The sequence below is a fragment of the Hydrogenophaga aquatica genome (assembly GCF_054780915.1).
Map to the genome: position 1 here is coordinate 62,833 of NZ_BAAGVK010000018.1, position 24,543 is coordinate 87,375.

General features: G+C 63.2%; 23 protein-coding genes. 13 read left to right on the forward strand and 10 right to left on the reverse strand.

The annotated features are described in order from the left end of the window. Positions 1-37 precede the first annotated feature (37 nt). A complete protein-coding gene (locus tag ACYVHH_RS14250) occupies positions 38-1,150 on the reverse strand; it encodes a 3-deoxy-7-phosphoheptulonate synthase (RefSeq protein WP_460565855.1) in 1,113 nt (370 codons plus the stop codon). Positions 1,151-1,308: 158 nt separating this feature from the next. Between ACYVHH_RS14250 and ACYVHH_RS14255 the strand changes: the two genes are divergently transcribed. Beyond that, a complete protein-coding gene (locus ACYVHH_RS14255; protein WP_460565856.1) occupies positions 1,309-2,070 on the forward strand; it encodes an oxygen-binding di-iron domain-containing protein in 762 nt (253 codons plus the stop codon). A gap of 2 nt (positions 2,071-2,072) precedes the next feature. After that, complete coding sequence (locus ACYVHH_RS14260) at positions 2,073-4,256, forward strand: putative bifunctional diguanylate cyclase/phosphodiesterase (RefSeq protein ID WP_460565857.1); 2,184 nt, start codon at positions 2,073-2,075, stop codon at positions 4,254-4,256. On the opposite strand, the gene ACYVHH_RS14265 is transcribed toward ACYVHH_RS14260, so the two are convergent. Then, the gene (locus ACYVHH_RS14265) at positions 4,257-4,871 is read right to left on the reverse strand and encodes a 3'-5' exonuclease (protein ID WP_460565858.1); all 615 of its coding nucleotides are present in this window, start codon (positions 4,869-4,871) and stop codon (positions 4,257-4,259) included. 16 nt (positions 4,872-4,887) lie between these two features. Further along, complete coding sequence (locus ACYVHH_RS14270) at positions 4,888-5,238, reverse strand: zinc ribbon domain-containing protein YjdM (RefSeq protein WP_460565859.1); 351 nt, start codon at positions 5,236-5,238, stop codon at positions 4,888-4,890. 52 nt (positions 5,239-5,290) lie between these two features. Here ACYVHH_RS14270 and ACYVHH_RS14275 point away from each other — a divergent pair, with 52 nt between their 5' ends. After that, positions 5,291-5,797 carry a hypothetical protein gene (locus ACYVHH_RS14275; RefSeq protein WP_460565860.1) on the forward strand — a complete coding sequence of 169 codons (507 nt, stop codon included), beginning with the start codon at positions 5,291-5,293 and terminating at the stop codon, positions 5,795-5,797. Then, entirely contained in the window at positions 5,794-7,152 is a 1,359-nt protein-coding gene (locus ACYVHH_RS14280; RefSeq protein WP_460565861.1) for a GAF domain-containing protein, read from the forward strand. The genes ACYVHH_RS14275 and ACYVHH_RS14280 overlap by 4 nt, the downstream gene beginning before the upstream one ends. Before the next feature lie 15 nt (positions 7,153-7,167). Here ACYVHH_RS14280 and ACYVHH_RS14285 read toward each other — a convergent pair whose 3' ends face one another. Together ACYVHH_RS14285 and ACYVHH_RS14290 are read right to left on the reverse strand one after the other, a co-directional pair. Continuing rightward, on the reverse strand, positions 7,168-7,899 hold the full coding sequence (locus ACYVHH_RS14285; RefSeq protein WP_460565862.1) for a hemerythrin domain-containing protein: 732 nt from the start codon (positions 7,897-7,899) through the stop codon (positions 7,168-7,170). 138 nt (positions 7,900-8,037) lie between these two features. Continuing rightward, positions 8,038-8,457: a TerB family tellurite resistance protein gene (locus tag ACYVHH_RS14290; RefSeq protein WP_460565863.1), complete on the reverse strand. Its 420-nt coding sequence runs from the start codon at positions 8,455-8,457 to the stop codon at positions 8,038-8,040. Between the two features lie 163 nt (positions 8,458-8,620). Between ACYVHH_RS14290 and ACYVHH_RS14295 the strand changes: the two genes are divergently transcribed. Beyond that, a complete protein-coding gene (locus tag ACYVHH_RS14295; protein WP_460565864.1) occupies positions 8,621-9,502 on the forward strand; it encodes a Tim44 domain-containing protein in 882 nt (293 codons plus the stop codon). 17 nt (positions 9,503-9,519) lie between these two features. Here the strand turns inward: ACYVHH_RS14295 and ACYVHH_RS14300 are convergent, their stop codons facing one another. Continuing rightward, the gene (locus ACYVHH_RS14300) at positions 9,520-10,878 is read right to left on the reverse strand and encodes a homoserine dehydrogenase (RefSeq protein WP_460565865.1); all 1,359 of its coding nucleotides are present in this window, start codon (positions 10,876-10,878) and stop codon (positions 9,520-9,522) included. A gap of 248 nt (positions 10,879-11,126) precedes the next feature. Between ACYVHH_RS14300 and ACYVHH_RS14305 the strand changes: the two genes are divergently transcribed. From ACYVHH_RS14305 to ACYVHH_RS14315, 3 genes are all read left to right on the forward strand, one after another. Continuing rightward, positions 11,127-12,419 (forward strand): anion transporter, encoded by a 1,293-nt coding sequence (locus tag ACYVHH_RS14305; RefSeq protein ID WP_460565866.1) that lies wholly within the window; start codon positions 11,127-11,129, stop codon positions 12,417-12,419. An 83-nt stretch (positions 12,420-12,502) separates the two neighbouring features. Further along, entirely contained in the window at positions 12,503-12,712 is a 210-nt protein-coding gene (locus ACYVHH_RS14310; protein ID WP_460565867.1) for a hypothetical protein, read from the forward strand. Positions 12,713-12,779: 67 nt separating this feature from the next. Then, positions 12,780-15,068, forward strand: coding sequence for a putative bifunctional diguanylate cyclase/phosphodiesterase (locus tag ACYVHH_RS14315; protein ID WP_460565868.1), 2,289 nt, complete (start codon positions 12,780-12,782; stop codon positions 15,066-15,068). A 3-nt stretch (positions 15,069-15,071) separates the two neighbouring features. Here the strand turns inward: ACYVHH_RS14315 and ACYVHH_RS14320 are convergent, their stop codons facing one another. The 4 genes from ACYVHH_RS14320 to ACYVHH_RS14335 all read right to left on the reverse strand — a co-directional run bounded on the left by ACYVHH_RS14320 (position 15,072) and on the right by ACYVHH_RS14335 (position 19,008). After that, positions 15,072-15,326, reverse strand: a complete 255-nt coding sequence (locus ACYVHH_RS14320) for a VF530 family protein (protein WP_460565869.1) — start codon at positions 15,324-15,326, stop codon at positions 15,072-15,074. 99 nt (positions 15,327-15,425) lie between these two features. Then, positions 15,426-16,730, reverse strand: a complete 1,305-nt coding sequence (locus ACYVHH_RS14325) for a sigma-54-dependent transcriptional regulator (protein WP_460565870.1) — start codon at positions 16,728-16,730, stop codon at positions 15,426-15,428. After that, positions 16,727-18,172 carry an ATP-binding protein gene (locus ACYVHH_RS14330; RefSeq protein WP_460565871.1) on the reverse strand — a complete coding sequence of 482 codons (1,446 nt, stop codon included), beginning with the start codon at positions 18,170-18,172 and terminating at the stop codon, positions 16,727-16,729. Before ACYVHH_RS14330 ends, ACYVHH_RS14325 begins: the two co-directional genes overlap by 4 nt. Next, a complete protein-coding gene (locus tag ACYVHH_RS14335; RefSeq protein ID WP_460565872.1) occupies positions 18,172-19,008 on the reverse strand; it encodes a substrate-binding domain-containing protein in 837 nt (278 codons plus the stop codon). The genes ACYVHH_RS14330 and ACYVHH_RS14335 overlap by 1 nt, the downstream gene beginning before the upstream one ends. Positions 19,009-19,202: 194 nt before the next feature. On the opposite strand from ACYVHH_RS14335, the gene ACYVHH_RS14340 reads away from it, so the two are divergent. The 5 genes from ACYVHH_RS14340 to moaA are packed head-to-tail and all read left to right on the forward strand — an operon-like array spanning position 19,203 to position 24,481. Further along, complete coding sequence (locus tag ACYVHH_RS14340; RefSeq protein WP_460565873.1) at positions 19,203-19,727, forward strand: arsenate reductase (azurin) small subunit; 525 nt, start codon at positions 19,203-19,205, stop codon at positions 19,725-19,727. Positions 19,728-19,737: 10 nt separating this feature from the next. After that, positions 19,738-22,221 carry an arsenate reductase (azurin) large subunit gene (locus tag ACYVHH_RS14345; protein WP_460565874.1) on the forward strand — a complete coding sequence of 828 codons (2,484 nt, stop codon included), beginning with the start codon at positions 19,738-19,740 and terminating at the stop codon, positions 22,219-22,221. Between the two features lie 57 nt (positions 22,222-22,278). Further along, positions 22,279-22,593: a c-type cytochrome gene (locus ACYVHH_RS14350; protein ID WP_460565875.1), complete on the forward strand. Its 315-nt coding sequence runs from the start codon at positions 22,279-22,281 to the stop codon at positions 22,591-22,593. 58 nt (positions 22,594-22,651) lie between these two features. Further along, the gene (locus ACYVHH_RS14355; protein ID WP_460565876.1) at positions 22,652-23,305 is read left to right on the forward strand and encodes a nitroreductase family protein; all 654 of its coding nucleotides are present in this window, start codon (positions 22,652-22,654) and stop codon (positions 23,303-23,305) included. Between the two features lie 21 nt (positions 23,306-23,326). Continuing rightward, positions 23,327-24,481 (forward strand): GTP 3',8-cyclase MoaA, encoded by a 1,155-nt coding sequence (moaA, locus tag ACYVHH_RS14360; RefSeq protein WP_460565877.1) that lies wholly within the window; start codon positions 23,327-23,329, stop codon positions 24,479-24,481. Positions 24,482-24,543 lie beyond the last annotated feature (62 nt).

Here is a 24,543-nt window from a genome sequence, read left to right on the forward strand (position 1 = left end):
CTATGGGGTATTGGAGTCCGCGATTTTGCCCCGGAAGTCAGCCGTGCGCCAGCGGCGGCGTCTGGCGCCGCTGGCGCACGGCCTCGGCCAGTTTTTCCAGCACCGGCACTGTCTGCGCAAACCCGATGCACGCGTCCGTGACCGACACGCCGTGGCGCAGCGCCTGCCCGGTCACGATGTCCTGCCGCCCTTCGTTCAGGTGGCTTTCGATCATTACCCCCATGATGCGGTGGTCGCCGCCCGCCACCTGGGCTGCAACGTCGGCCGCCACGTCGATCTGGCGCTGGTGCTGCTTGCTGCTGTTGGCGTGCGACACGTCAATCATCACCTGCTCGCGCAAGCCGGACGCGCGCAACGCTGCACAGGTGGCCTGCACGTCTGCTGCCGAATAGTTGGGCTGCTTGCCGCCGCGCAGAATGACGTGACAGTCGTCGTTGCCGCGCGTCTCGAAGATGGCCGCCTGGCCCATCTTCGTCATGCCCATGAACGCATGGGGGGCGCTGGCGGCCACGATGGCGTCGGTGGCCACCTTCACGCCGCCGTCGGTGCCGTTCTTGAAGCCCACCGGGCAGCTCAGGCCGCTGGCCAGTTGGCGGTGGCTCTGGCTTTCGGTGGTGCGCGCGCCAATGGCGCCCCAGCTCACCAGGTCGCTGATGAACTGCGGCGACAGCAGGTCCAGGAACTCGGTGCCCACGGGCAGGCCCACGCCCAGCACGTCCAGCAGCAGCTGGCGCGCGCGTTCCAGCCCCTCGTTGATGGCGAAGCTGCCGTCCAGGTGGGGGTCGTTGATGTAGCCCTTCCAGCCCACGGTGGTGCGCGGTTTTTCAAAGTACACGCGCATCACCACCAGCAGTTCGCTGGCCAGCGCGTCGGCCTGGAACTTGAGCAGGCGTGCGTATTCCATGGCCTGGTCGTGGTCATGGATGGAGCAGGGCCCCACCACCACCACGAGCCGGTCGTCCTGCCCATGCAGCACGCGCGAGATGGCCGCCCGGCTTTGCTCCACCAGCGCCTGGGCGGCGTCGGTCACGGGCAACCACTCCTGCAGCAGCGCAGGGGTGATCAGCGGGCGCACCGCGCTGATGCGCAGGTCGTCGATCCGGGTGGTGTCGTGGGTGTAGGGGGCGCGGGTGGCGGGAACGTGGGTCATGGCAGGTGGTTGGCGGGCAAGGTTGCAGGTGTTGTATGTGCGGGAAAGCACAGTCACGCGTTACGGTCTTTGGCGTGGCATAGGTCACCTGTGGCTATACTGCCCGCCGATAACCAGAATCCAAACAGGGTTTTTGTTCCCTATCTCAGACCTCCCGAATGCACAACATCGAACTGTACGACACCGACGACCACCGCTTCGTGTTGCTCAACGAAAGCGAGCCCGGAGAGGAAGACGGCGTCCGCTCCAATCAGTACCTCGTCCAGCACGGTAACGAAGGTGTGCTGCTGGACCCGGGCGGCTTCGGTGTGATGCCGCGCGTGCTCACCGAGCTGCTGCGCTACCTGCCGCCAGACCGCATCAAGGCCATCGTGCTGTCGCACCAGGATCCGGACATCGTCGGAGGCATTGCCACCTGGCTGGAGATGACCAGCGCGCCGGTGTACATCTCGCACATCTGGACGCGCTTCGTGCCGCACTACGGCATCGAGGACATGCACCGTTTCGAGCCCGTGCCGGACCGCGGCATGCGCCTGACCATCTCCCCGGGCTTCGACCTGGAACTGGTGCCTGCGCACTTCCTGCACTCCGAAGGGCAGATCAACGTGTACGACCCGGTGTCGAAGGTGCTGTTCACCGGCGACATCGGCGCGGCCATGATGCCGTCCGACAACGACGATCCCTACGTGGACGACTTCGACGCGCACCTGCCCAACATCATCGGGTTCCACCGCCGCTACATGTGTGGCAACCGCGCCGCACGCGCCTGGGTGGAGCGTGTGTCCAAGCTTGACATCCAGATGCTCGCGCCCCAGCACGGACCGGTCTACCGGGGGGCGGCGGTGCCTGCCTTCCTGAACTGGTTCCGCGAGTTGGAGTGCGGCATGGACCTGCTGCCCGACATCACGCAGGAGCGTTGAGCATGAACGCCGCTGGAGTGCCGGCCTTGCCGCAGAACATCGCGGACATGCGCCTGTTCGTGGTGCAGCGTTTTGCCGCCTTGCTGGAAAACCAGATGCGCGTGCAGCGCTTCAGCAAGGCCATATCCCAGATGGCTTCAGGGGTGCACGAAGAGCTGATGACCAGCTTGACGCGCACGATGGATGGCCTGCGCCAGCTCGATATGCCTGAGGCGACGCGGCGTGAGCTGCTCGAAGGCCTGGGGCAGGCCATCGAGCGCTGCCGCAACCTGGAGACCGCCCTGCCGATGCTGGTGCAGATGCGCCAGACGCGTGGTGCTGTCAACCGCACCGACCTGCGCAGCATCCTCTTGCGCTTTGACGACACCGCGCAGAAGCTGGCTGGCACCCTGGTGCAAAAGGAACTGCTGGAACGCCAGAGCACGGTGCTGGAGCAGATCATCCTCTCGCACGAGAAGGTCACGCAGTGGAAGACCTTCGTCCAGGAAATCCTCAACAGCTTCCAGCAGGTCTTCCCCTTCCAGTTCTTCTTCATCGCCTTCGGCGAGGCGCACGGGCTGTCTCTCAACCTGTACTACGTGGGTCACCCCACCGAAGAGAACAAGCGCCTGGCCCGCAACCGGCTCGCGCGCGACATGCTGCGCGAACTCAAGCTGCCCGAAGACGCGCCGCTCGACATCGAAGAATTCGAGATCGAGAGCCTGGAAAAGCAGAGCACCATCGACGACGTCGAGATGGTCATGGTCTCGGTGCCCGAGATCGAGAACGTCAACCTTGCCGGCCTGCTGGGCGTGGCCTATGCCAGCACGCGCCGCCCCGGCCCGCAGGAGATCGCGGTCATCCGCTCCATCCTGGCGGTGATGGTGATGGTGGTGGGATCCAGCAAGGCGCTGGGGCGCACGCTGTCGGAGCTGGAGTACTACTCCAGCCACGACCCGCTCACCGGCCTGCACAACCGCCGTTACTTCAACGAGATGCTGGAGTACGAAGTGGGCCGTTCACGGCGGCACGGGCACGAGTTCTCGCTGCTCATGCTCGACCTTGACGACTTCAAGGACGTCAACGACACCTGGGGCCACCCCTGTGGCGACATGGTGCTGCGCCGCATTGCCGAAAGCCTGCAGGCCGAAACCCGCAAGGGCGACCTGTCGGCCCGCCTCGGCGGGGACGAGTTCATCCTCATGCTCACCGAAACCGGGCGCGAGGGCGCACAGGTGGCAGCCGAAAAGCTGCGCCGCCGCCTCAAGGAACAGCACTACTTGTCGCCGGACGGCAAGCGCTTCCACGTCACCACCTCGGTGGGCGTGGTGACCTACCCGCGCGACGCGGACACCGTCTCGGACCTGATGGCGGGTGTGGACATGGGCTTGTACCGCGCCAAGGAGCAGGGCAAGGACAGCATCGGCACCATGGAGTCGGTGGGCACCCAGCTGCGCAACAACCGCCTGACCCGGGACCTGGTCGAGAAGCTGCGCCTGGCCCTAAAGGAAGACCGGGTGATGCCGTACTTCCAGCCCATCTTCGACCACAACGGCGAGTTGTTCGCCTACGAAACGCTGGCGCGGCTGAGGGAGCCAAACGGCGAAACCGTGTCGGCGGGTGCGTTCATCGAAACGATTGAGCGCTACGGGCTGGGGCGCGAACTTGACCGTGCCGTCATCGAGCACGCCCTGCATGCCTTGCACCGCCGGATGGCCGAGGGCAAGCCACCTGTCAAGCTGTTCATCAACCTGTCGGTACAGGAACTGCAGGGGCGGGGCGTCATCGGTTACGCCGAGCAGCTCTGCGCGCGCTTGGGCATTCCGCCCAGCACCATCGTCTTCGAGCTGCTGGAGCGCGACGCCATCGGCGACATGACGCACACCCGCACCTTCCTGACGACGCTGCGCGAAAAGGGCTTCCTGTTCGCGCTGGACGACTTCGGCAGCGGCTACAACTCCTTCCATTACCTGCGCGAACTGTCGTTCGACTTCGTGAAGATCGACGGTGCCTTCGTGCGCAACATCCTCAACTCCAAGATCGATCACTCTCTGGTGCGCAACCTCACCCACCTGTGCCAGGACATCGGCATCAAGGTGGTGGCCGAGTTCGTGGAGTCGGAAGAGTTGTGGCAGGCATTGCGGCAGATCGGCATCGACTTCGCGCAGGGCTACCACCTGGGGTTGCCCACGCCGGCCATGCCCTGATCAGCCTTGCGCGGCGCGCTGCCGCAGCCAGTGGGGCACGGCGGCGCGGTTGCAGTTCTGCAGGCCCATCAGCAGGGCGTGGTCCGGTTGCGGCACTCCATGCTGTTCGCGCAGGTCCTGCTGGATGCGGCCCAGCAAGGCGGCGGCCATTTCGGCATCAGCCAGCGCACGGTGCGCCTGGCCCGTTCGGGGCAGCCCGTGGAAGTCCACCAGCGTGCCCAGCTTGTGGTTGGGGGCCTGCGGGTACAGCCTGCGTGACAGCAGCACCGTGCAGGCAAAGGGCTGTGGCGCCGCCAGCGCCAGCCGGGCCAGTTCGCCTTGCCAGAACTTGCGGTCGAACGAGGCGTTGTGCGCCACCATGGGGGCATTGCCCACAAAGCGCGCGGCCTCCCGCATCACCTCGGCGGCAGGGGGGGCCTCACGCACCATGGCATTGGTGATCCCCGTCAGCTGTGTGATGAACGGCGGAATCCACACCCCGGCGTTCATCAGGCTCTGGTAGCGGTCCACCACCTGGCCGTCTTCCAGCAACACAATGGCCACTTCGGTGGCGCGCCCGCCCGTCTCGGGCGACATGCCCGTGGTCTCGAAGTCGATGACTGCAATCGGCTCCATCGCGCGTGGCTGGCGGTCAGGCCTTTTTCACGAATTCCGACTTCAGCAACAGGCTGCCCATATCGGTCTTGCAGTCGATGTTGTGCCCGTCGGCACCATCCACCAGGCGTATGCCCTTGACCTTGGTGCCCTTCTTCAGCGTGCCGCCGCCCTTGACCTTCAGGTCTTTCACCAGGATCACGCTGTCGCCGTCGGCCAGCAGGTTGCCGTTGGCATCGCGCACGCTGGTGTCATCGTTACCGGCGTCGTCACTGGCTTCGTCGGTCGACCACTCGAAACCGCAGTCCGGGCAGATCAGTGTTTCGCCGTCGGGGTAGGTGTTTTCCAGACCGCATTGCGGGCAGGGGGGAACGGTGGGGGTATTCATCCGGGGATTCTGGCACACACCCGCTGTGATCTTTGCTGAATACAATCGCCCGGTGGACACTCCCTCCCCACCGCAGCTTCGCCCGGAACACCTGGCCATGATGGAACGGGGGGTATCGGCCATCGTCGGCTCTTGCAGCCGTGCGCTGGTGCCCAGTGTCATGCGCGCGCTGGGTTACCGGCTTGCCGGGGGCGGGGCCGAGATCACCGTCTACCTCGGCCGCAGCCAGGCGCGCCAGCTGCTGCAGGACGTGGCAGACACGGGCCGCGTCACCGTGGTGTTCAGCGAGCCGTACAGCCACCTCACTGTGCAGATCAAGTCCGCGCGTGCGCGGGTCGTGCCCGTGGACGGGGGCGCCCTGGCGGAGCTGGCGCGCTACCAGGCTGCCATGGAGTTGCAGGTGGGCCTGGTGGGGTTCGAGCCCCGCTTCGTGCAGGCCATGCTGAACCACGACCCCGCCGACCTTGCTGGCATCCATCTGCTGGCCGACGTGGCGTTTGACCAGACCCCCGGCCCCCAGGCGGGTCAGGCCCTCAGCCCCAACCCTTCTGCGGCATGAGCACCGCCTGCCTGCCCCTGTCGGCCCTGCGGGCCTGCCTGGAAGGTGCTATCCCTTCGATGATGGCCACCACGGCCATCGACGGCACGCCCAACGTGGCGTACATCTCGCAGGTGTTCTACATGGACGAAGGGCATGTTGCCCTGTCTTTCCAGTTCTTCAACAAGACGCGGCAGAACATTCTGGCCAACCCGCGCGCCACGGTGCTGCTGCTGCACCCGGTCACGGCGCAGTTCTTTCGCTTGCACTTGCGTTACCTGCGCACCGAGTCGGCGGGCCCCGTTTTCGAGAGCATGAAGGCGCAACTCGCGGGCATTGCCTCGCACGCGGGCATGGACGGGGTTTTTCGCCTGCTCGGCTCAGACATCTACGAGGTGCTGGAGATCGAATGCCTGGGCCAGCCCCTGCTGCCCGATGCCCCGGCGCGCTGCAGCCTGCTGGGCTCGCTGCGCCAGACGGCCCAGCGGTTGTCGGCATGCACTTCGCTGGAGTCCTTGCTGGACACCTGCCTGGACACCCTTCAGGCGCTGCTTGGCATTGATCACGCCATGCTGCTGATGCTCGACCCGCTGACGCAGCGCCTCTACACCGTGGCGAGCCTGGGTTACGACCGCTCGGGCGTGGGTTCCGAAATCGCACTGGGTGACGGCGTGATTGGCGTGGCAGCGCGCGAGCGCACACCGGTGCGCATTTCGCACATGAACAGCGCCTACCTGTACAGCCGCGCGCTGCGCAAGAGCGTGCAGCCGGGTGAGGGAGCGATTCCGTCGGCCACCGAGATTCCCTACCCCGGCCTGCACGAGCCGCACAGCCAGCTGGCGGTCCCCATCGTCAGCGGCGGCCGTCTGTTGGGCGTGCTGTTCGTGGAAAGCCCGCAGGACCTGCGCTTCAACTTCGAGGACGAGGACGCGCTGGTGGTCATTGCCGGGCACCTGGGGGCTGCCATCGACCACCTGCGCGACAGCACCCAGCCGGCCGATGCCGTTGCCGAGGCGGCGGAGCCTGCCCAATCGCTCGCGGTGGACGGTCCGCCGCTGCGGGTGCGCCGCTACCAGGCCAACAACAGCATCTTCATCGGCGACGACTACCTCATCAAGGGCGTGGCCGGGGCCATTCTGTGGTGCATGCTGCGCGAGCACCGCACACGGGGCCGCACCGAGTTCTCCAACCGGGAACTGCGGCTGGACCCGACCATCGGCCTGCCCGACGTGAGCGACAACCTGGAGGCGCGGCTGGTGCTGCTGCAGCGGCGTTTGCGCGAGTACGGGCCAGACCTTCGCCTGGAGAAATGCGGGCGCGGGCGCCTGCGGCTGCAGGTGCGGCGCCCGCTGGAACTGTCCGACGTGGCAGCCTGAAAGCCAAGCTGCCGGTCAGCTGGCCAGGCCGGGCACGGCCTGCAGCCCCAGCGCGCTGGCCAGTTTGCCCCACTCCTGGCTGCTCAGGTGCGGCCGCACCACCTCCAGCGCTGCGGCAAAAGCGGGCGCCGGTGCGTTGGCCTGCATGTCGGCCAGCATGCCCGCGCGTTCGCCCGGGTTCAGGTGCGGCACCATCCAGCGCAGGATGAACATCATCTCCTCGGGTGGAATGGAGCCCACCAGCGCTGCGTGCACGGCGTGCAGTTCGGCGTCACTGTAATGGGCCCACAGTGCGTCGTTGTGCACGGTTTCCTCCACGTGCATGTGCTGGAAGTTGTCGGCCACGAACAGGGCCAGCTGCTGGTAGAGCGCATGCAACATAGCTGGCTTTTGCCCGGCAGACGCCTGCCGCACGGCATCGTTGGCGCGGCGCAGGGCGCCAATGTGTTCCAGGTGGTGCAGGTGTTCTTCGGCCACGCCAGCACTGCAACCCGCAAAGCGGGCCTCGATGGCGGTGTGCACAAAGTTGTTCTCGTGCTGCACGTGGCGCACGCACAGTGTCAGCAGCACGTCCACGCGCGCCAGGGTCTCGTTCAGTTCAACGGCGTCCTGCGGGTCGGCACGGCCCACGGCCAGCAGCGTGTCGCACATCAGTGCGCGAATGGCCTTGTGGATCGGGCCGTACATGTCAAGGCGCGGGGCCTGGGCGTCGGCCAGCTTGGCCATTTCCTGGGTGTCGAAATTCATGGTGTCCTTCTTTCGCAAGGGTTGGTGTCTGGCTCCCGGCACCATGCCGAACGCCATGCGAAGAAGTCTAGAAATTCGCCCCGGCAAGCGTTCCTAAGAATGCCTTACGTGTTCCGTAAAAGTTTCTTAAACAGGGTTTCAACGCGGTGTGCGCTGCGGGCCTGGCGCGCTGGCAGGCTGGCGCCACAGGCGGCTGAGGGTGTCCATCAACTGCGCTTCGCCATCGGTCAGGTGCCCGTCGGCCTCGACGACGGCCTGGGCCAGCTCGACGATCAGCTGGCGCAAGTCGGGGTCGGTCACCTCGTTGAGCAGCCGCAGGCGGCAGGCGGCGTCCATGCGGTGCGACCCTGTCCATTCGCCTCCGGCCATCTGCAGCAGGTCGCGGCAGAAATCGGCGATGACCTCTTTCAAGGCCTGCGCCGACAGGCCGAGCCGCTGGCTGGCGGCCAGCGTGTCGAGCGCCTGCAGTTCAACCAGCGAGTAGTGGCCGTCGGCCACCAGCGCGATGGCCAGTATGCGTGCAGCGGCTTCAGGACTGTTGCCAGGGTATGTGCGCATGGGCGGGGTTTTTGTTCTTCTGACAAGTGTCATTCTGTTCCAGAAGCTGGCCTCTTGTCATTCCTTTAAAAACTGAATTTCAATCAGAGATCATCATATTTTTTCTGCCTGTCAAACGGCGTACCCTTCACGGTCCAAGCTCTTCACTTTTTCGGAGACACACATGAAGCTTTTCTCGACCCTGGCCCTGGCTTTCGCGCTGGGCCTTTCCCTGGTGAGCATGGACGCCGAAGCCAAGCGGCTGGGCAGTGGCAAGTCCGTTGGCATGCAACGCACCGCGCCCGCGCAGAAGGCGCCCGACAACACCGCCACCGCTGCGCCCACTGGCGCCGCCGCTGCGGGCACGGCCGCCGCGCCCCGCCGTTCCTGGATGGGCCCGCTGGCCGGTATCGCCGCTGGTCTGGGCCTGGCGGCGTTGGCTTCCTACCTCGGTTTTGGTGAAGAAATGGCCACCATGCTGCTGATTGGCCTGGCTGTGATGGCGGCACTCGCCGTCATCGGCTTCATCATGCGCAAGCGCGCGGCCCAGTCCGCACCGCGCATGGCCTACGCCGGCGCTGGCACCGATGCGCAGCGCGCCCCGGCGCACGACGTGTTGATGCCGCGCACCCCCGCGGGCGCTTCCACCGGTGGCGGCTCCATGATCGGCAGCGGTCTGAGCCAGTCCGCCATCCCGGCCGACTTCGACGTGGCGGGCTTCGTGCGCAACGCCAAGGTGCAGTTCATCCGTCTGCAGGCCGCCAACGACGCGGGCAACCTCGACGACATCCGCCAGTTCACCACGCCCGAGATGTTCGCCGAGCTGAAGATGGACATCACCGATCGTGGCGCTGCCGCCCAGACCACCGAAGTGGTGCGGGTGGACGCCGACGTGATCGAGGTGGCGGAAGAGACCGCCCGTTATGTGGTGAGCGTGCGCTTCACCGGTGAAGTGCGCGAAGGCGCCCAAGGCCCGCTGGAGCCGTTCAACGAAATCTGGCACCTGGAGAAGCCGCGCACCGGCAGCGGCGGCTGGGTGCTGGCGGGTATCCAGCAGGCCCAGTAAGGCGCCAGCCGCTGGCGTCAGCTGAGGTCTTCGACCGGCAACACCGAGGCCCTGCCGCCAACCTGCGGCAGGGCCTCGGCTGCTTTCACGGCCGCCAGCAGGGTGCCCAGCGTGGTGGGTTCCGTTTGCAGGAACAGCTGCCCGCTGCCTTGCGGCGCCGCGCCTGTCCACCGGTGGCTTCTGGCCACGCCCACGCCGTGGCGTGAAAAGGCGTCAAGCACCGGCCTGACGTCGGTGCCAGCGCTGGGCAGTCCTGGCGCCAGCGGCAAACGCACGCCGAAGTGTCCACACCGGTTTTCCGGGGCGGCGATGCGCGGTGCGGCCAGGGGCGTTTCGTGAAAACCCAGGTGGGGCACCCGGCCGGTCTGGGCGTTGCCTTTGTCCCGTGCAATGTCCACCAGGTCCGCCACCACGGCAGACGCCGTCTGTTCCGAACCGGCCCCCGCGCCGTAGTACATGGTCAGGCCTGCGGCATCGCTTTTGACCATCACCCCGTTCATTGAGCCATCCACCTTGCCCATCAGGCTGTCCTTGGGGATCAGCGTGGGTTGCACGGCCAGCGCCACGCCTTGCTCAGACTTCTTCGCCGTTGCCAGCAGCTTGATGGTGTAGCCGAGTGCCGCTGCGCCCTCGAAATCGGCCGTTTCCAGGCTGGCGATGCCTTTGGGCTGGATCTGGTGGTAACGCAGTGGCATGCCGAAGGCCAGGCTGGCCAGCAAGGCCAGCTTGTGTGCGGCGTCAATGCCATCCACGTCAAAGCTCGGGTCGGCTTCGGCGTAGCCCAGGCGCTGGGCTTCGGCCAGAGCGGCCTCGAACGTGGTGCCGTGCTCCCGCATCTGTGTGAGGATGAAATTGCTGGTGCCGTTGACGATGCCAGCCAGCCATTGCACGTCGTTGGCGGTCAGCCCTTCGCGCAGGGCCTTGACGATGGGAATGCTCACCGCCACCGCGCCTTCAAAGGCCACCGTCACGTTGTGCCGGGCTGCCGCGGCAAACACTTCTTCACCATGTTCGGCCAGCAGAGCCTTGTTGGCCGTGACCACATGCTTGCCCTGCGCAATGGCCTGCAACACCAGGTCACGCGCCGCGCCGCAACCGCCTATGGCTTCCACCACCACGTCCAGGTCGGGGTGGCTCACCAGATCGTGGGCGCTGGGCATCAAGGCAATCCCGCTGGCCGCGCCTTGGCTTACGCGCTCGGGTGTACGGGTGGCGATCATCCGCAGCTCGATGGGGCGGCCTGCCCGGGCGCGGATGAGGTGAGCATTGCGGGCGAGCACCTTGCAGGTGCCCGAGCCCACGGTGCCAAAGCCCAGCAGACCCACGCGCAAAGGCGCAGCTTCTACGGGCGGGTTGACAGGGTGCGGGTGCGACATGGTTTTCTCCGTGTGGGCCAGTGGCGGTACGGAGAAAAACAAAAGGCCCCGTCCTTCACCGGCGGGGCCTTTGGGTGTATGCGTCAGACAAACAGCTGGCTCAACACCTCAACCCACGCAGGGTGGAGGTGGTAATCATCATCTGGTGAATGTGCCTTTGCATTCGGCCATTGTAGGGTCAGTTGGCGCAACAGCCCGCAAGGGCGTTGCTAAGATGCCGCACCCACGTGTTTGCCGGAACCCACGCCATGAGTGCCAACCCGCCTGCCGCAGCCCTTGCCACGCCCGAACTGCTGGGGCACGCGCCGGCCGATTGGGGTGTGGTGCTGGTCTTTCTGCTGGTCTACCTGGGCATGTTCCTGGGGGGGCTGCCCCGCCTCAAGCTGGACCGCTCGGGCGTGGCCCTGCTGGGGGCGATTGCCGTCATCGCGCTCACCGGCCTGCCGGTGGAAGACGCAGCGCGCGCCGTAGACCTGCCCACCATCGTGCTGCTGTTTGCTTTCATGGTGGTGTCGGCGCAGATGCGCCTGGGCGGCTTCTATACCGAGGTCACCCGCCGCGTGGGCGCTCTGCCCCTGTCCCGCGCGGGCTTGCTGGCCGCGCTCATCGCCGTGGCAGGGGCGTTGTCGGCGGTGTTCTCCAACGACATCATCTGCCTGGCCATGACGCCCGTGGTGGCGCGCCTGTGTCTGCGGCGCGGGCTGGACCCATTGCCCTTCCTGGTGGGGCTGGCGTGCGCGGCCAATATCGGTTCGGCGGCCACGCTGATCGGCAACCCGCAGAACATGCTCATCGGTTCTGTGCTGCAGTTGCATTTTGGCGGCTACCTGCGCCAGGCGCTGCCGCCAGTGCTCGTCAGCCTGGGGTTGCTGTGGTGGTGGCTGGCTTATGGGCCGGGTGCGCGCAAGGGCGCACCCGAACTGGCCGGGGCCGTGGGGGTGGCCGTGCCGCAGGAAGACGAGCCCGCCTTTGATCCCTGGCAGACCACCAAGGGCCTGCTGGTGGCCACGGCGCTGCTGTTCATCTTCCTGTTCACGGACTGGCCGCGCGATGTGGCGGCACTGGTGGGGGCGGGTGTTCTGCTGCTGAGCCGTCGGTTGCATTCGTCCCACGTGATGGGCTTTGTCGACTGGCCGCTGCTGCTGCTGTTCATGGGCCTGTTCGTGGTGAACCACGCTTTCGAGGCCACCGGCCTGGCGGCACAGGCCGTGGCCTGGCTCGGTGCGCACGGCGTGGCGGTGACCGACCCTGGTGCCTTGCTGGTGCTGGGTGCCACGCTGTCCAACCTGGTGTCCAACGTGCCGGCCGTCATGCTGCTGTTGCCGCACCTGGGGCCGCAGGGCGCCGATGCCGGGGCCATGCTGGCGCTGGTCAGCACCTTCGCAGGCAACTTGCTGCTGGTGGGGTCCATCGCCAACCTCATCGTGGCCGATCTGGCAGCAAAGCAGGGCATCGTCATCGACTGGAAGCGCCATGCCGTCATCGGCCTACCCATCACCCTGGTGTCGCTGGCGGTGGTGTGGGGCTGGATGGGGCTGTGACCTGCGCTGCGCCCGCCGCTTGGCGATGCGCTGCTGCAGGCGCACAATAAAGGCGGGAGGGCCTTCCCGTGAAGGAGGTTGCCATGCCGGAAACCCTCTTGCGCGTACCCGCCTTGCTGTCGCAAGACGATGTTGAAGTCGTCATGTTCGAGCTGCAAGACCTGCCCTGCGTGGACATGGCCGAGGTCAGCCTCGTCAGGCAGACGGTGTGGGTGAGCCACACGGCGCTGATGACACCGCTGGACATTGTTGCGGTGCTGGAACAGGCGGGGTACGAAGCTTCCCTGCTGTGAGTTGCCAACTGTTACCCGGGCATGCAAGTTGCTTAGGGTTTCCCCTTGATTTCATCAGGGAAATGGCATGTCCTGTTTAACCACCCGGCATCAAGACCAGGATGCGGACAGTCTTGCGCCAGCAGTCTCCTTCGTAAAGGCAACTCATGACGAAGCCGTTGCGGCAGCGCTGGAAGACGCGGCGGGTTTCGGGCTTTGGCACTACGACTGGCGCACCGGATTGGTGAGCCTGACGGGCAATGCCGGTGCGCTTCTGGGGTTCTCTGGCGCGGTGACTTTGCGCCGGGAGGAAGCCTGCGCCTGTGTGGCCCCCGACGACTCCCTGAGGCTGATGGAGGTGCTGGCGGGGAGGCTGCCGCCAGAGCCCGCGTTGCTCGAATTCCGGGTGATTGACGGTCAATCCGGCATGCGCTGGCTGCGTGCCAGCCTGCTTCCTGCTTCGGCTTCCGGTGTGGTGGCGGGCATGCTTCTGGACGTGACCGAGCGCAAACACGCAGCGGTGCGGGAGCGGCTGGGGTACGAACTGACCGAGTACCTGGTGGGTTCGCCAGTGCTGGACCATGCCATGGTCAACGTGATCCAGCTGGTCTGCCGCAGCCTGGGTTGGGAGTGGGGTGCTTACTGGGCCATGGACCCGGCGCACGCTGAAGGGCCGCGCCTGGTGTGCAAGCATTTCTGGCACCAGCCAGACCACGACGTGGGCGCGTTCAGCAGTGCAAGTTCGGCGCTGTCGATGGGGCCTGGCCAAGGCCTGGTGGGGCGCGTCTGGGCCACCGGGCAGGCCGAATGGGTGGAAGACGTGCCAGATCACCCCACCTTCCTGCGGCGCAGCAGCGCGCACGACTGCGGGTTGTGGTCGGGCTATGTGTTCCCCGTGACCTACGTGACGGACAACGGCGACCAACACCGCCCCGGCGTGCTGGAGTTCTACAGCACCTTGTCGCGCCAGCCCGACGCCCAGTTGCCCAAGTTATCGGCCACCATCGGCGCCTTGATTGCGCAGACGGCCCAGCGCCTGGAAAACGAAGCCGTCATCCACCGCCTGGCGCACATCGACGAGTTGACCGAGCTGGCCAACCGCAGCAGCTTCTACCGGCAGCTCAACCGGCAGTGCGAAGTGTCGGTGCGTACAGGCCATGCCTTTGGCTTGATGTTCATCGACCTGGACCGGTTCAAACCCATCAACGACGCGTTTGGCCACGACGCGGGCAACGAGGTATTGCAAGAGTTTGCGCGCAGGCTGAAGGCCTTGGCGCCCGAGGGCAGCTGCGTGGGCCGCCTGGGCGGCGACGAATTTGCCGTGCTGCTGCGGCACCGCGACGACGCCGAGTGGGCACGGCTGGTGGCGCTGGTTCTGGAGGCGGCCAGCCAGCCTGTCCATTACGAAGGGGTGGCGTTGACGGTGTCTGCCAGCATTGGCGTGAGCCGCTTTCCCGAGAACGGCCAGACCGGCCCCGAACTGCTGCGCAGCGCCGATGCGGCCATGTACCGCGTCAAGCAGAACGGGCGCAACGGCTGCGACGTGTTTTCCACCAGCGACTCCAGTTCGCTGGCGCTCCAGAGCGAATCGCTGGCGCGGCGCCTGAAGACCGAAACCGAGCTGGCCCAAGCGTTGCAGGACCGTGCCCTGCACCTGGTCTACCAGCCCATCTTCGACACCCGCAGCGGGTGCATGCACGCCGTGGAAGCACTGGTGCGCTGGCGCCGGCCCGACGGCACCCTGGTTCCGCCCGACTGGTTCATTCCCATTGCCGAGCAGAGCCACCTGATTGTTGAGATGGGCCGCTGGGTGGCTGCGCAGGCCTGTGAAGACCTGGTGCGCCTGCACCGCGCGGGGTTCGATGGGCTGAAGCTGCACGTCAACATGGCGGCGTCGGAGTTCACCAGCCGGGAATTGCCCAACAGGCTGAGCCGCTTGCTTCAGAAGCTGGGCATTTCGCCTTCGCACGTGGTGCTGGAGCTGACCGAAGGCATGCTGATGAAGCAGCCCGAACAGGTGATTGCCGTGATGCACCAGTTGCGCGCCATTGGCGTGGAGATCAGCCTGGACGACTTTGGCATGGGGCATTCGTCGCTGGCCATGCTGAAGAACCTGCCCATCCACTCCATGAAGATCGACCGCTCGTTCGTGCGCGATCTGCCCGACCAGCCCCGCGACCGCGCCATTGCCCAGACGATCCTGGACCTTGGGCGCCACATGAAGCTGGATGTGATTGCAGAAGGCATAGAAACCGGCGCCCAGCTGGACATTCTGCGGCAGGCCGGTTGCCACCTGGTGCAGGGCTTTCTGCTGAGCAAGCCTGCTGACATTGAGACGCTGCTGGACGTGTTTCCTGGCGGACGGTTGCAGCGCTAGTTTTCAGCGCTGCTGGCGCCTGATTTCCCGCAGCATGAACAGGTAAAGGCCTTCCACCTTTTCGCGCGCCCATGGTGTTTTGCGAAGGAACTTCAGGCTGGAGTTGACGCTGGGGTCGTGCGTGAAGCAGCGAATGGGAATCCTGCGTGCCAGATCCGCCCAGCCGTAATGTGCCTCCAACGCCTTGACCATGGCCTCCAGGGTCACACCGTGGAGAGGGTTTCGCGGTTGTTCAGCGGGAGGTGGGGTGTCGTTCATGGGGGGATTGTGCCTGTGCCGTGCGGGTTCCATCGATCAATGCCGCACGTGAATTCCTGGCGCGCCACCAGCTTGGTGGTAAGGGTTTCACTGCATGCATTAGACAGACAGCGAGAGCTTCTTCATCTTTTCCCACAAGGTCTTGCGGCTGATGCCAAGTAGCTCTGCCGTCTTGCCCACGCTGCCCGAGCAGTGGGTCAGGGCCCGCTGGATGTGCGCACGCTCTGCAACTTCGACAACGCTTTGCAGCGGGGCGATGTCAATGTCAATCACACTCGCTGTGGTGTCGGAGTGGCGCGACTCAACCGGTGTATCCAGAATGCCGCCGTCGCTGAGCACAACCGCTTCTTCCAAATAGGAGCGCAGCTCCCGCACATTGCCTCGCCACTGGCGAGCCATCACATCACGCTGAAATGATTCAGACACTGCCAGCGGGCGACCTTGCTCAACCACCATCTGGGCCAACAGCTTCTCGGTCAGCCAGCGAATGTCCTCAGGGCGCTCGCGCAAAGGAGGGAGTTCAATCTTGATGACGGCCAGACGGTAGAACAAATCTTCACGGAATTTGCCAGCGTTCATTTCAGCGTACAGGTCGCGGTTGGTCGCCGCCAGGATGCGGAAGTCGCTTTGTGTGGTTTTTTCCGCCCCCAGGCGGAAGAAGCATTTCTCCTGCAGAGCGCGCAGCAACTTGGCTTGCATGCTCGCGGGCAACTCACCCACTTCATCAAGAAACAACGTACCCTTGTTGGCACGCTCCAAGTAGCCCTTGTGACCCCGTACTGCACCCGAAAATGCCCCTTTTTCGTAGCCGAAGAACTCCGCCTCCAACATGGATTCTGGGATGGCCGCACAGTTGACGGCGACGAATTCACCTTTGGCGCTGCGCGGGTCCAGGTTGTGAATCAGTTGTGCCGCGACTTCTTTGCCCACTCCGGATTCTCCAGACAAGAGTACCGACGCTTTCTGATGAGCAACCTTGCGCACCATCGCCTCAACCCTTCGCATGGCTGGCGAAATGCCAAGGATGGCTTCCTCTTCCTGATGCCGGTCCACGGCCACCGCCGAATGAACCAGTTGGACCAGATGCTCGATATCAAACGGCTTGGTGAGGTACTCGCGTGCCCCCGCGCGTATGGCATTCACTGCATCATTCACGCTTCCGTAACCCGTTAAGAAGAACCAGGGCAGCGACCGCACATCAGCCGGTAACTCAAGGAACCAGGCTGTCGCCAAGCCATCGGGAAGGCGGACGTCGCTGACGACGGCATTCGGTGTCATGTCTAAGGCCGATTCGGCTTCCTGCAGACGACGGCACCAAGTGACCGCCATGCCTTCGATTTCGAAGCGTTGTTGCAAGGACTCGCCCATGATGGCATCGTCTTCGATCAAGAGAATGGTGGTCATGCTTCGGTCTCGACGGCTTCCCGGTTAGGCACCGAGAACACCAGACAGGTCTGTGAATGTGAGGTTGCATCAAGTTCGAACCGCCCTCGCAAGTGGCTGGCCAGCTCCTGGCACACCCAGAGGCCGAATCCACGGGGGTCACGACCGCTTTCTGCCGCTAACGTGCTGCGAAATTTTTCTTCGGTTAGCGGTGGACCGGTGTTGCTGACGCAAAAGCAAACCTGGGCTGCATCGACTTGAAGACGGGCTGAAATCCGTCCGTTTTCTCCGGCGGCCTTCAGGGCGTTCAGCAGCAGGTTGAGCATGACTTGACGAAGTGGCGCCGAGGGAACACGCAAAGCAGACTCCACCTCGACCAGTGTTTCAATATCGACCTTGTGCTTGGTTGCCGAAGTGCGTACCAGGGTGACGATGTCGTCCAAGTCGCCGGGTTCAAGCGGCCGGTCCTCCATCCGCGCCTGCGGCAACAGGGCTGCAACTGTGGTTTTGATTTGCTGGAGCCCTCGGTCGAGAAGCTCGACCGTGCGCCCCCGGATATCGTCGGAGCCACCATGCAGGCGCAGTGTTTGGGTGGCGGTCAGCAAGCCTGCCAGCGGGTTGTTGATTTCGTGCGCAACTGCTGCCGTCATCCGTCCAACAGCCGCCAGACGTTCGGCAGACAGCGCCCGCTCCTCGGCAATCTTGCTGCGTTCAAGTTCACCCATCAACTGAGAGACAGCGCCACCGATTCGGCTGAACTCAGGGTCTGCGGTGACGGGTATCTGTCTTCTCAGGGTGGACGGGTCATCGCGACCAATGCGCTCAATGACATCCACCAGACGACCCACAGGGCGGGTCATGCGTTGTCCGGCCCACCAACCCAGAGGCACCAGCAGCATGACGGCGAGAGCCATGCCCACCAGTGCGGTGCGGAACAAGGACGCCCAATCTGGCCTGAAGACCTTGGCATCCACCTCGGTCAACACAAACCCAATCGTCTGGCCGTCCTCACTCCGAATGGGGTCCACCCAGAGGATGGCTCCATCCGGCAGGTCCAGCTGAGAGCGTCCTACCATGTACTGTGGGGCTTGGAGGGTTTGGCCATGCCAGCTTTGACCGAGTATCTGGCGGCCAGTGTCGAGCTGGACGGGATCTGAGGCGGCGACCACTTCGCCCTCGGCCCCCAGGATGGCCAGCCTCGCGTGGCCCGTCGGCGCACCAGGGATGAGTTGAGCGGTGTCGCGCAGCAGGGAGAAAACACGCCATGTGTCGTCCGCGGCAAGCATGGGGCGAACTTGGGCCATCACCAGGACGACCGCCCTGTCGAGCAACGAAACCGTTTCCTGGCGAGCATTGGTGGCCTGCACTCGTGCTGTCACTGCGGTCACGAGAATGGCCGCAATCAGCACCGCCATTGACAGGCCTAGAGGGATTTGAACCCGGTAGGGCAGGCGTCGCAGCATCAGCCTGTCACTCCGCTTCCCGGTACTGTCTGGGCTTGTTTGCGTATGGATTCGAACAGGCTGGGAGTGCCATTGGCAAAGGCTGAAAGATTCAACGAGGCCAACAAGTCCCGCCCCACCTTGTCATCTGCCATGTCCAAGAACGCTTGCTTCAGCTTGCCGAGCCTGTGCGGGTCGTCGTTACGTCTGGTGACGAGTGGAGGAAATCCAAAGGGCTCTGACTTCCACACAACTTCCGTCTTGGTGACCGCGGGCATACCTTGGGCCTTCATGGTCTCCCAAACGTAACCGTCAATGGAGCCCGCCTGTGCCAGCCTGGCAGCCACAGCCTCGGCGACGTTACGGTGGCTGTGGGTGAAGAAACCTTTTCTGAGGTCTCTTGGGGTCAGCCCCGCCTTGGCCAACTGCGCCTGTGCCACCAGCCAGCCGGAGTTGGACAACGGGTCGGAGTATGCGAGTACCCTGTCTTTGAGGTCGGACCATCCATGCACGGCGGTTGGTCCGCCTGCGGGACGAATCAGATAGGCCTGGTAGAAGGGTTGACCCAGATAGAGCGGGACGGCAAAGAGCTGCAGCTCACTCTCGAACCGCACGTAGGGGTAGCCGCAAATCCACGCTGCGTCCAGTTGCTTTGAAAAAAGCAGGTCCAGAATGCTTTGGTAAGAGTCTCTGGCGACAAATTCAACGTCTGCCCCGGCACGTGCACTGAGGTATTTGCCCCATCGCGACAGGAAGGCGATCTGGTCGGCCAGGATGACCGGCGTGAGCCCAATTCTCAGTTGACTGTGCGTTGTAGCGCTGACCAAGGCAGGCGTGGCGACGGCGACCGCAGCCATGGCACCCAGGCATGTTCGTCTGTCCAATGTTTGTCTCCGATGGTTACGTTTTCGTAACTCTATTGATCGATGCATGTTACCAAAACAACCCAATAAAGCAATCGCCATTTTCTAAGTCATTGATTTGAATCGGTTTCACTCATGGCACGCGGGTTGCAACGTTGGCCTGGTCAGTTTTTCAACCAGGAGACAACATGGAAGACGTCAAAATCGCCCGCCGCTTCTTTTTGAAGTCCGGCGGCGTGGCCGCGGCGGCGGCCGGTGCCACCGTGATTCCCATTCATAACGCCAATGCGGCGCAGCCTGCCAACGCTGGCAACACGACGCTGCCATATCCGCGCAAATCGGTCGGAAAGGCTGCATCGCTGAAGGTCAATGAAGCTTCGACCTTCATGTACCCCGACAACAGCTCACCCTGCTACGTGATTCGCATGAGCACGGCGGTGCCGGGCGGGGTGGGTCCAAATGGTGACATCGTGGCGTTCAGTGCCATGTGCACCCATATGGGCTGCCCGGTCACTTACGACGGCGGAAGCCGTACTTTCAAGTGCGGTTGCCACTTCTCCATCTTCGACCCAGAGAACGGTGGCCAGATGGTGTGTGGCCAGGCGACGGAGGATCTGCCCAAGATTAAGTTGGAGTACGACAGCAAGTCCGATTCGGTCACGGCAGTCGGCGTCGATGGCCTGATTTACGGCCGCCAGTCCAACATTCTGTAAGGAGCGCAGCATGTCCACCAACATCAATGACCGCATCGCGCTGCCTCCGAAGGACGCGCAAAAGTCCAACATGACTTGCCACTTCTGCATCGTCGGATGTGGCTACAACGTTTACAAGTGGGACGCCAACAAAGAAGGCGGGCGGCCTGCAAGTCAGAACGCACTGGGCCTGGACTTCACCAAGCAGGTGCCGCCCCTGGCCGTGACCATGACCAAGGCGATGACCAACACCATCACCGACAAGTCTGGCAAACGCTGGAACATCATGATTGTTCCCGACAAGGAATGTGTGGTGAACAGCGGCTTGTCCTCGACGCGCGGCGGCAAGATGGCCTCGTACATGTACGCGCACGATGGCATCGGCAAGGAGCGATTGAAGAACCCGCGCATCTTCCGCGGCGACCAGTGGCTCGACACCGGCTGGGACAACGCCATGGCCTTGTACGCGGGCCTGACCAAGAAGATTCTGGACAACGACGGGCCGAGCGGTCTGTTCTACGACTGCTTTGACCACGGTGGTGCTGGCGGCGGATTCGAGAACACCTGGGGCACGGGTAAGCTGATGTTCAGTGCACTGCAGACACCCATGGTTCGCATCCACAACCGGCCTGCCTACAACTCGGAGTGTCACGCCACCCGGGAAATGGGGGTGGGCGAGCTGAACAACAGCTACGAAGACGCCCAGGTCGCCGATACCATCCTGTGCACTGGCGCCAACCCCTACGAAACGCAGTCGAACTACTTCCTGAACCATTGGCTGCCCAACTTGAGCGGCGCCACGGTGGACAAGAAGAAAAAGTGGTTCCCTGGCGAGACGGCCGCCGCCGCAAAAGTCATCATCGTCGACCCGCGCCGCACCGCGACCGTGGCCATCTGCGAACAGGTGGCTGGCAAGGAGAATGTGCTGCACCTCGACATCGAGCCCGGCTCGGATACCGCCTTGTTCAACACCCTGTTCACCTACGTCGTTGAACAGGGCTGGCACGACAAGGACTTCATTGCCAAGCACACTCGCGGCTTCGAAGATGCGGTGAAAACCAACCGCATGAGTATGGAGGACGGATCCAAGGCGACAGGCATTCCGGTAGACAAGCTCAAGAAGGCGGCAGAGTGGGCCTACAAGCCCAAGGCATCCGGCCACCGCCCGCGCACTTTCCACCCGTATGAAAAGGGCATCATCTGGGGCAACGACAACTACGTCATCCAGAGTGCGCTGGTGAGCCTGGTGTTGGCGACTCAGAACGTGGGACGTCGTGGCACCGGAGTCTGCCGACTGGGGGGGCACCAGGAGGGATACACCCGCCCTCCGTATCCGGGCAATTCCAAGATATACATCGACCAGGAGGTCATCAGCGGCAAAGGTCTGATGTACACCTTGTGGGGCACCAACCCGTTCCAAACCACTCTGAACGCCGAACAGCATCGTCTGGTGTTGAGCAAGCGAGCCAAGATTGTCAATGAGGCGATCGCCAAGGCGCGCGGGGCGTCTATTGAGCAACTCATCGAAGTCATCTACGACGCCTGCAAGAACAAGGGGGGTATGTTCATTGCCGCCATGAACCTGTATCCGACCACTATCTCGGAAGAGGCGCATCTGTTGTTGCCGGCTACACATCCGGGTGAGATGAACCTGACTTCCATGAATGGCGAGCGCCGTCTGCGTCTTTCAGAGAAGTTCATGGACCCTCCTGGCACCGCCAAACCCGACTGCCTCATTGCCGCCGAGATTGCCAATACCCTCAAAGCCATGTACCTGCGCGACAACAAGCCGGAGATGGCCAAGCGCTTTGAAGGCTTCGAGTGGAAGACCGAGGAGGATGCGTTCAACGACGGCTTCCGACGCGCCGGTCGTCCGGGTGTTGGCCCTATTGACAGCCAGGGCGGGGACACTGGTTACCTCGCTACCTACGAACTGCTGCGCAAGGCCGGCAACAACGGTGTTCAGCTGCCGATCAAACGCGTTGAGGGCGACAAGCTGATTGGCACACCCATGCACTACGACGATGGAAAGTTTGACACCAAGGATGGCAAGGCGGAATTCAAGCCTGCTCCCTGGAACGGACTGCCGCAGCCTGTAGCGGCGCAAAAAGCCAAACACAAGTTCTGGCTCAATGGTGGTCGTGCCAATGAGGTCTGGCAGACGGCGTACCACGACCAGTACAACTCGTTTGTCCGCGACCGCATCCCGATGGCCTTCATCGAGATGAACACCGAGGATGCACGCCAGCTCGGCGTCAACCCGGGCGATGTGGTTGAGGTCTTCAATGACTACGGCAGCACCTACGCGATGGCATATCCGCTCAAGTCGGTGAAGCCTGGCCACACCTTCATGCTCTTTGGCTACATCAAGGGCGTGCACGGGGATGTGGTGACCAGCTGGGTCGACCGCAACGTGGTTCCCTACTACAAGGGCACGTGGGGCAGCATTCGCCGCGTCGGTAGCGTGGACGACTACAAGCAGACGATTTCCTTCAAGGACCGCCGCTACGCGTAAGCCTCAAGCGGGTGGCTGCGGCCACCCGCAACCATTTCAGCTTTTGACGGAGACAACATGACATTGAAATTGAGTGCGCTCGTTGCCATGGGTGGATTGCTGCTGCCTTTGGCCAGCCAAGCGAGTCTGGAATTGGCTCAGAAGAACGCCTGCATGGCGTGCCATGCGGTGTCCACCAAAGTGGTAGGACCTGCCTACCAGGATGTCGCCAAAAAATACAAAGGCCAGAAAGACGCTGAAGCGACGGTGATCGCCAGCATCAAAAAAGGTGGTTCAGGAAAGTGGGGTGCGGTGCCCATGCCGCCCCAGGCGGCACTGAGCGATGCCGACGCAAAAGCACTGGCCAAGTGGGTTTTGTCGACAGCCAAATAAAACGATGACGGCCTCGGAGCCGATGACTTGGCTTCGGGGTCATCCATAGGAGACAACTGTGGGTGCGACCTCAAACGGTATCTCAAGCGGCATCGCAGGCCGAAGCGGCAGACTGATTGTTCCAGCGGGCACGGAGGATGACTTTCTGGATGGTGCGTATGCACTCATCACATCACGGCAGAACATTTCGCCCAAGCGGCTTGACGAGCCGGGGCCGTCGCCGCAGGCGCTTGAGCAGATTTTTCGTGCTGCGGCAGCTGCTCCCGACCATGGCCTCGTGCGGCCCTGGCGCTTCGTTCTGGTGCCGCAAAACAAACGCGCCGAGTTGGCCGAGGTCTTTGCCCTGGCGCTGATTGACCGCGACCCAGGCGCAACGCTTGAGCAAATCGAATCCGCCAGGGAGAAGGCTCATCGTGCCCCTTGTTTGATGCTCGTGGTTGCCCGCCTTGGCGCTTGCGAGCCATCAATCCCAGAGCTTGAACGCATGGTCTCCGTTGGCTGTGCAGTTCAAAACATGCTGCTCATGGCCCACAGCCAGGGGTTTGGCAGCAGCCTGACCAGTGGGCAGGCCATGCAGTCACCCCGCATGCGCAAGCTTTTTTCCCTGGCAGATGGAGAAGAGGCTGTTTGCTTTGTGAACATCGGCACCGTCACCAAGCGCAAGGCTGCCAGACTGCATCCGAGTTCAGATGCGTTTGTCACATCGCTCTGACGTTCACGGAGGAAGGGGTTTATGAGTGAGCCCACATTGGCCAGAGTCATTCCATTGGTGGACCATCGAGCATTTCGAGTACCTGGCGTGATGGATGACAGCACGACGTCGCACGCCACTGGTCCAGTCAAGGACGGCTTGGGACGGCCCCTGCGTGACCTGCGAATCAGTGTCACCGACAGGTGCAACTTCCGTTGCGCCTACTGCATGCCCAAAGACATTTTTGGCAAAGACCACAAGTACCTTGCACACGACGCGCTGTTGAGCTTTGAGGAAATCAATCGCCTTGCCCGGCAGTTTGTCGGACTGGGAGTGCAGAAGATTCGGTTGACCGGGGGCGAACCGCTGCTGCGCAAGAACTTGGAAAACCTGTTGGAGCAACTTGCCCAACTGCGCACACCTGAGGGCAACCACATCGACCTGACCATGACGACCAATGGGTCGCTGTTGGCTCGAAAGGCCAAGGCGCTCAAGGCTGCGGGGCTCAATCGCGTGACGGTCAGCCTCGATGGCTTGAACGACGACGTGTTCCGGCGCATGAACGATGTGGATTTTCCGGTAGGAAAGGTGCTGGAGGGCATCGAGGCAGCGCAGGCTGCCGGGATATCTAACATCAAGGTCAACATGGTCGTCAAACGCGGCGTCAATGACCACGAGGTCGTTCCCATGGCCAAGTTTTTTCATGGCACCGGTATCACCCTGCGTTTCATCGAGTTCATGGATGTGGGCGCCACCAATGGGTGGCGACTCGATGATGTTGTTCCTGGCGATGAAATAGTCCAGAGAGTTTCTGCCGAGCTGCCTCTGGTACCCCTAGGTGCCAACACCGCAGGCGAGACAGCTCAGCGATTCGGATACGTCGGCGCCGACGGTCAGCACGACAAACGCCTGGGCGAGATGGGGGTCATCAGCAGTGTGACCAAGGCCTTTTGTGCAGAATGCAACCGTGCAAGACTGTCCACCGATGGACGTTTTTTCTTGTGCCTGTTCGGCAGCCAAGGCCTTGACCTGAGAAAGTTATTGCGTCAGTCAGAACAAGTTTCTGACGCTCAACTCAGAGGTGTGATACGCGGCATTTGGCTCGGGCGTCGCGAAAGGTACTCCCAACTTCGGGGAGCGATTTCCCTTCAACCAAGTCACAACGCTCGTCCGGAGATGAGTTACATCGGTGGCTAAGTTAACAACCGTTTTTTCCGCCGATACCCTCGGGCATCATGCCGATGTACTTCATGGAGTCG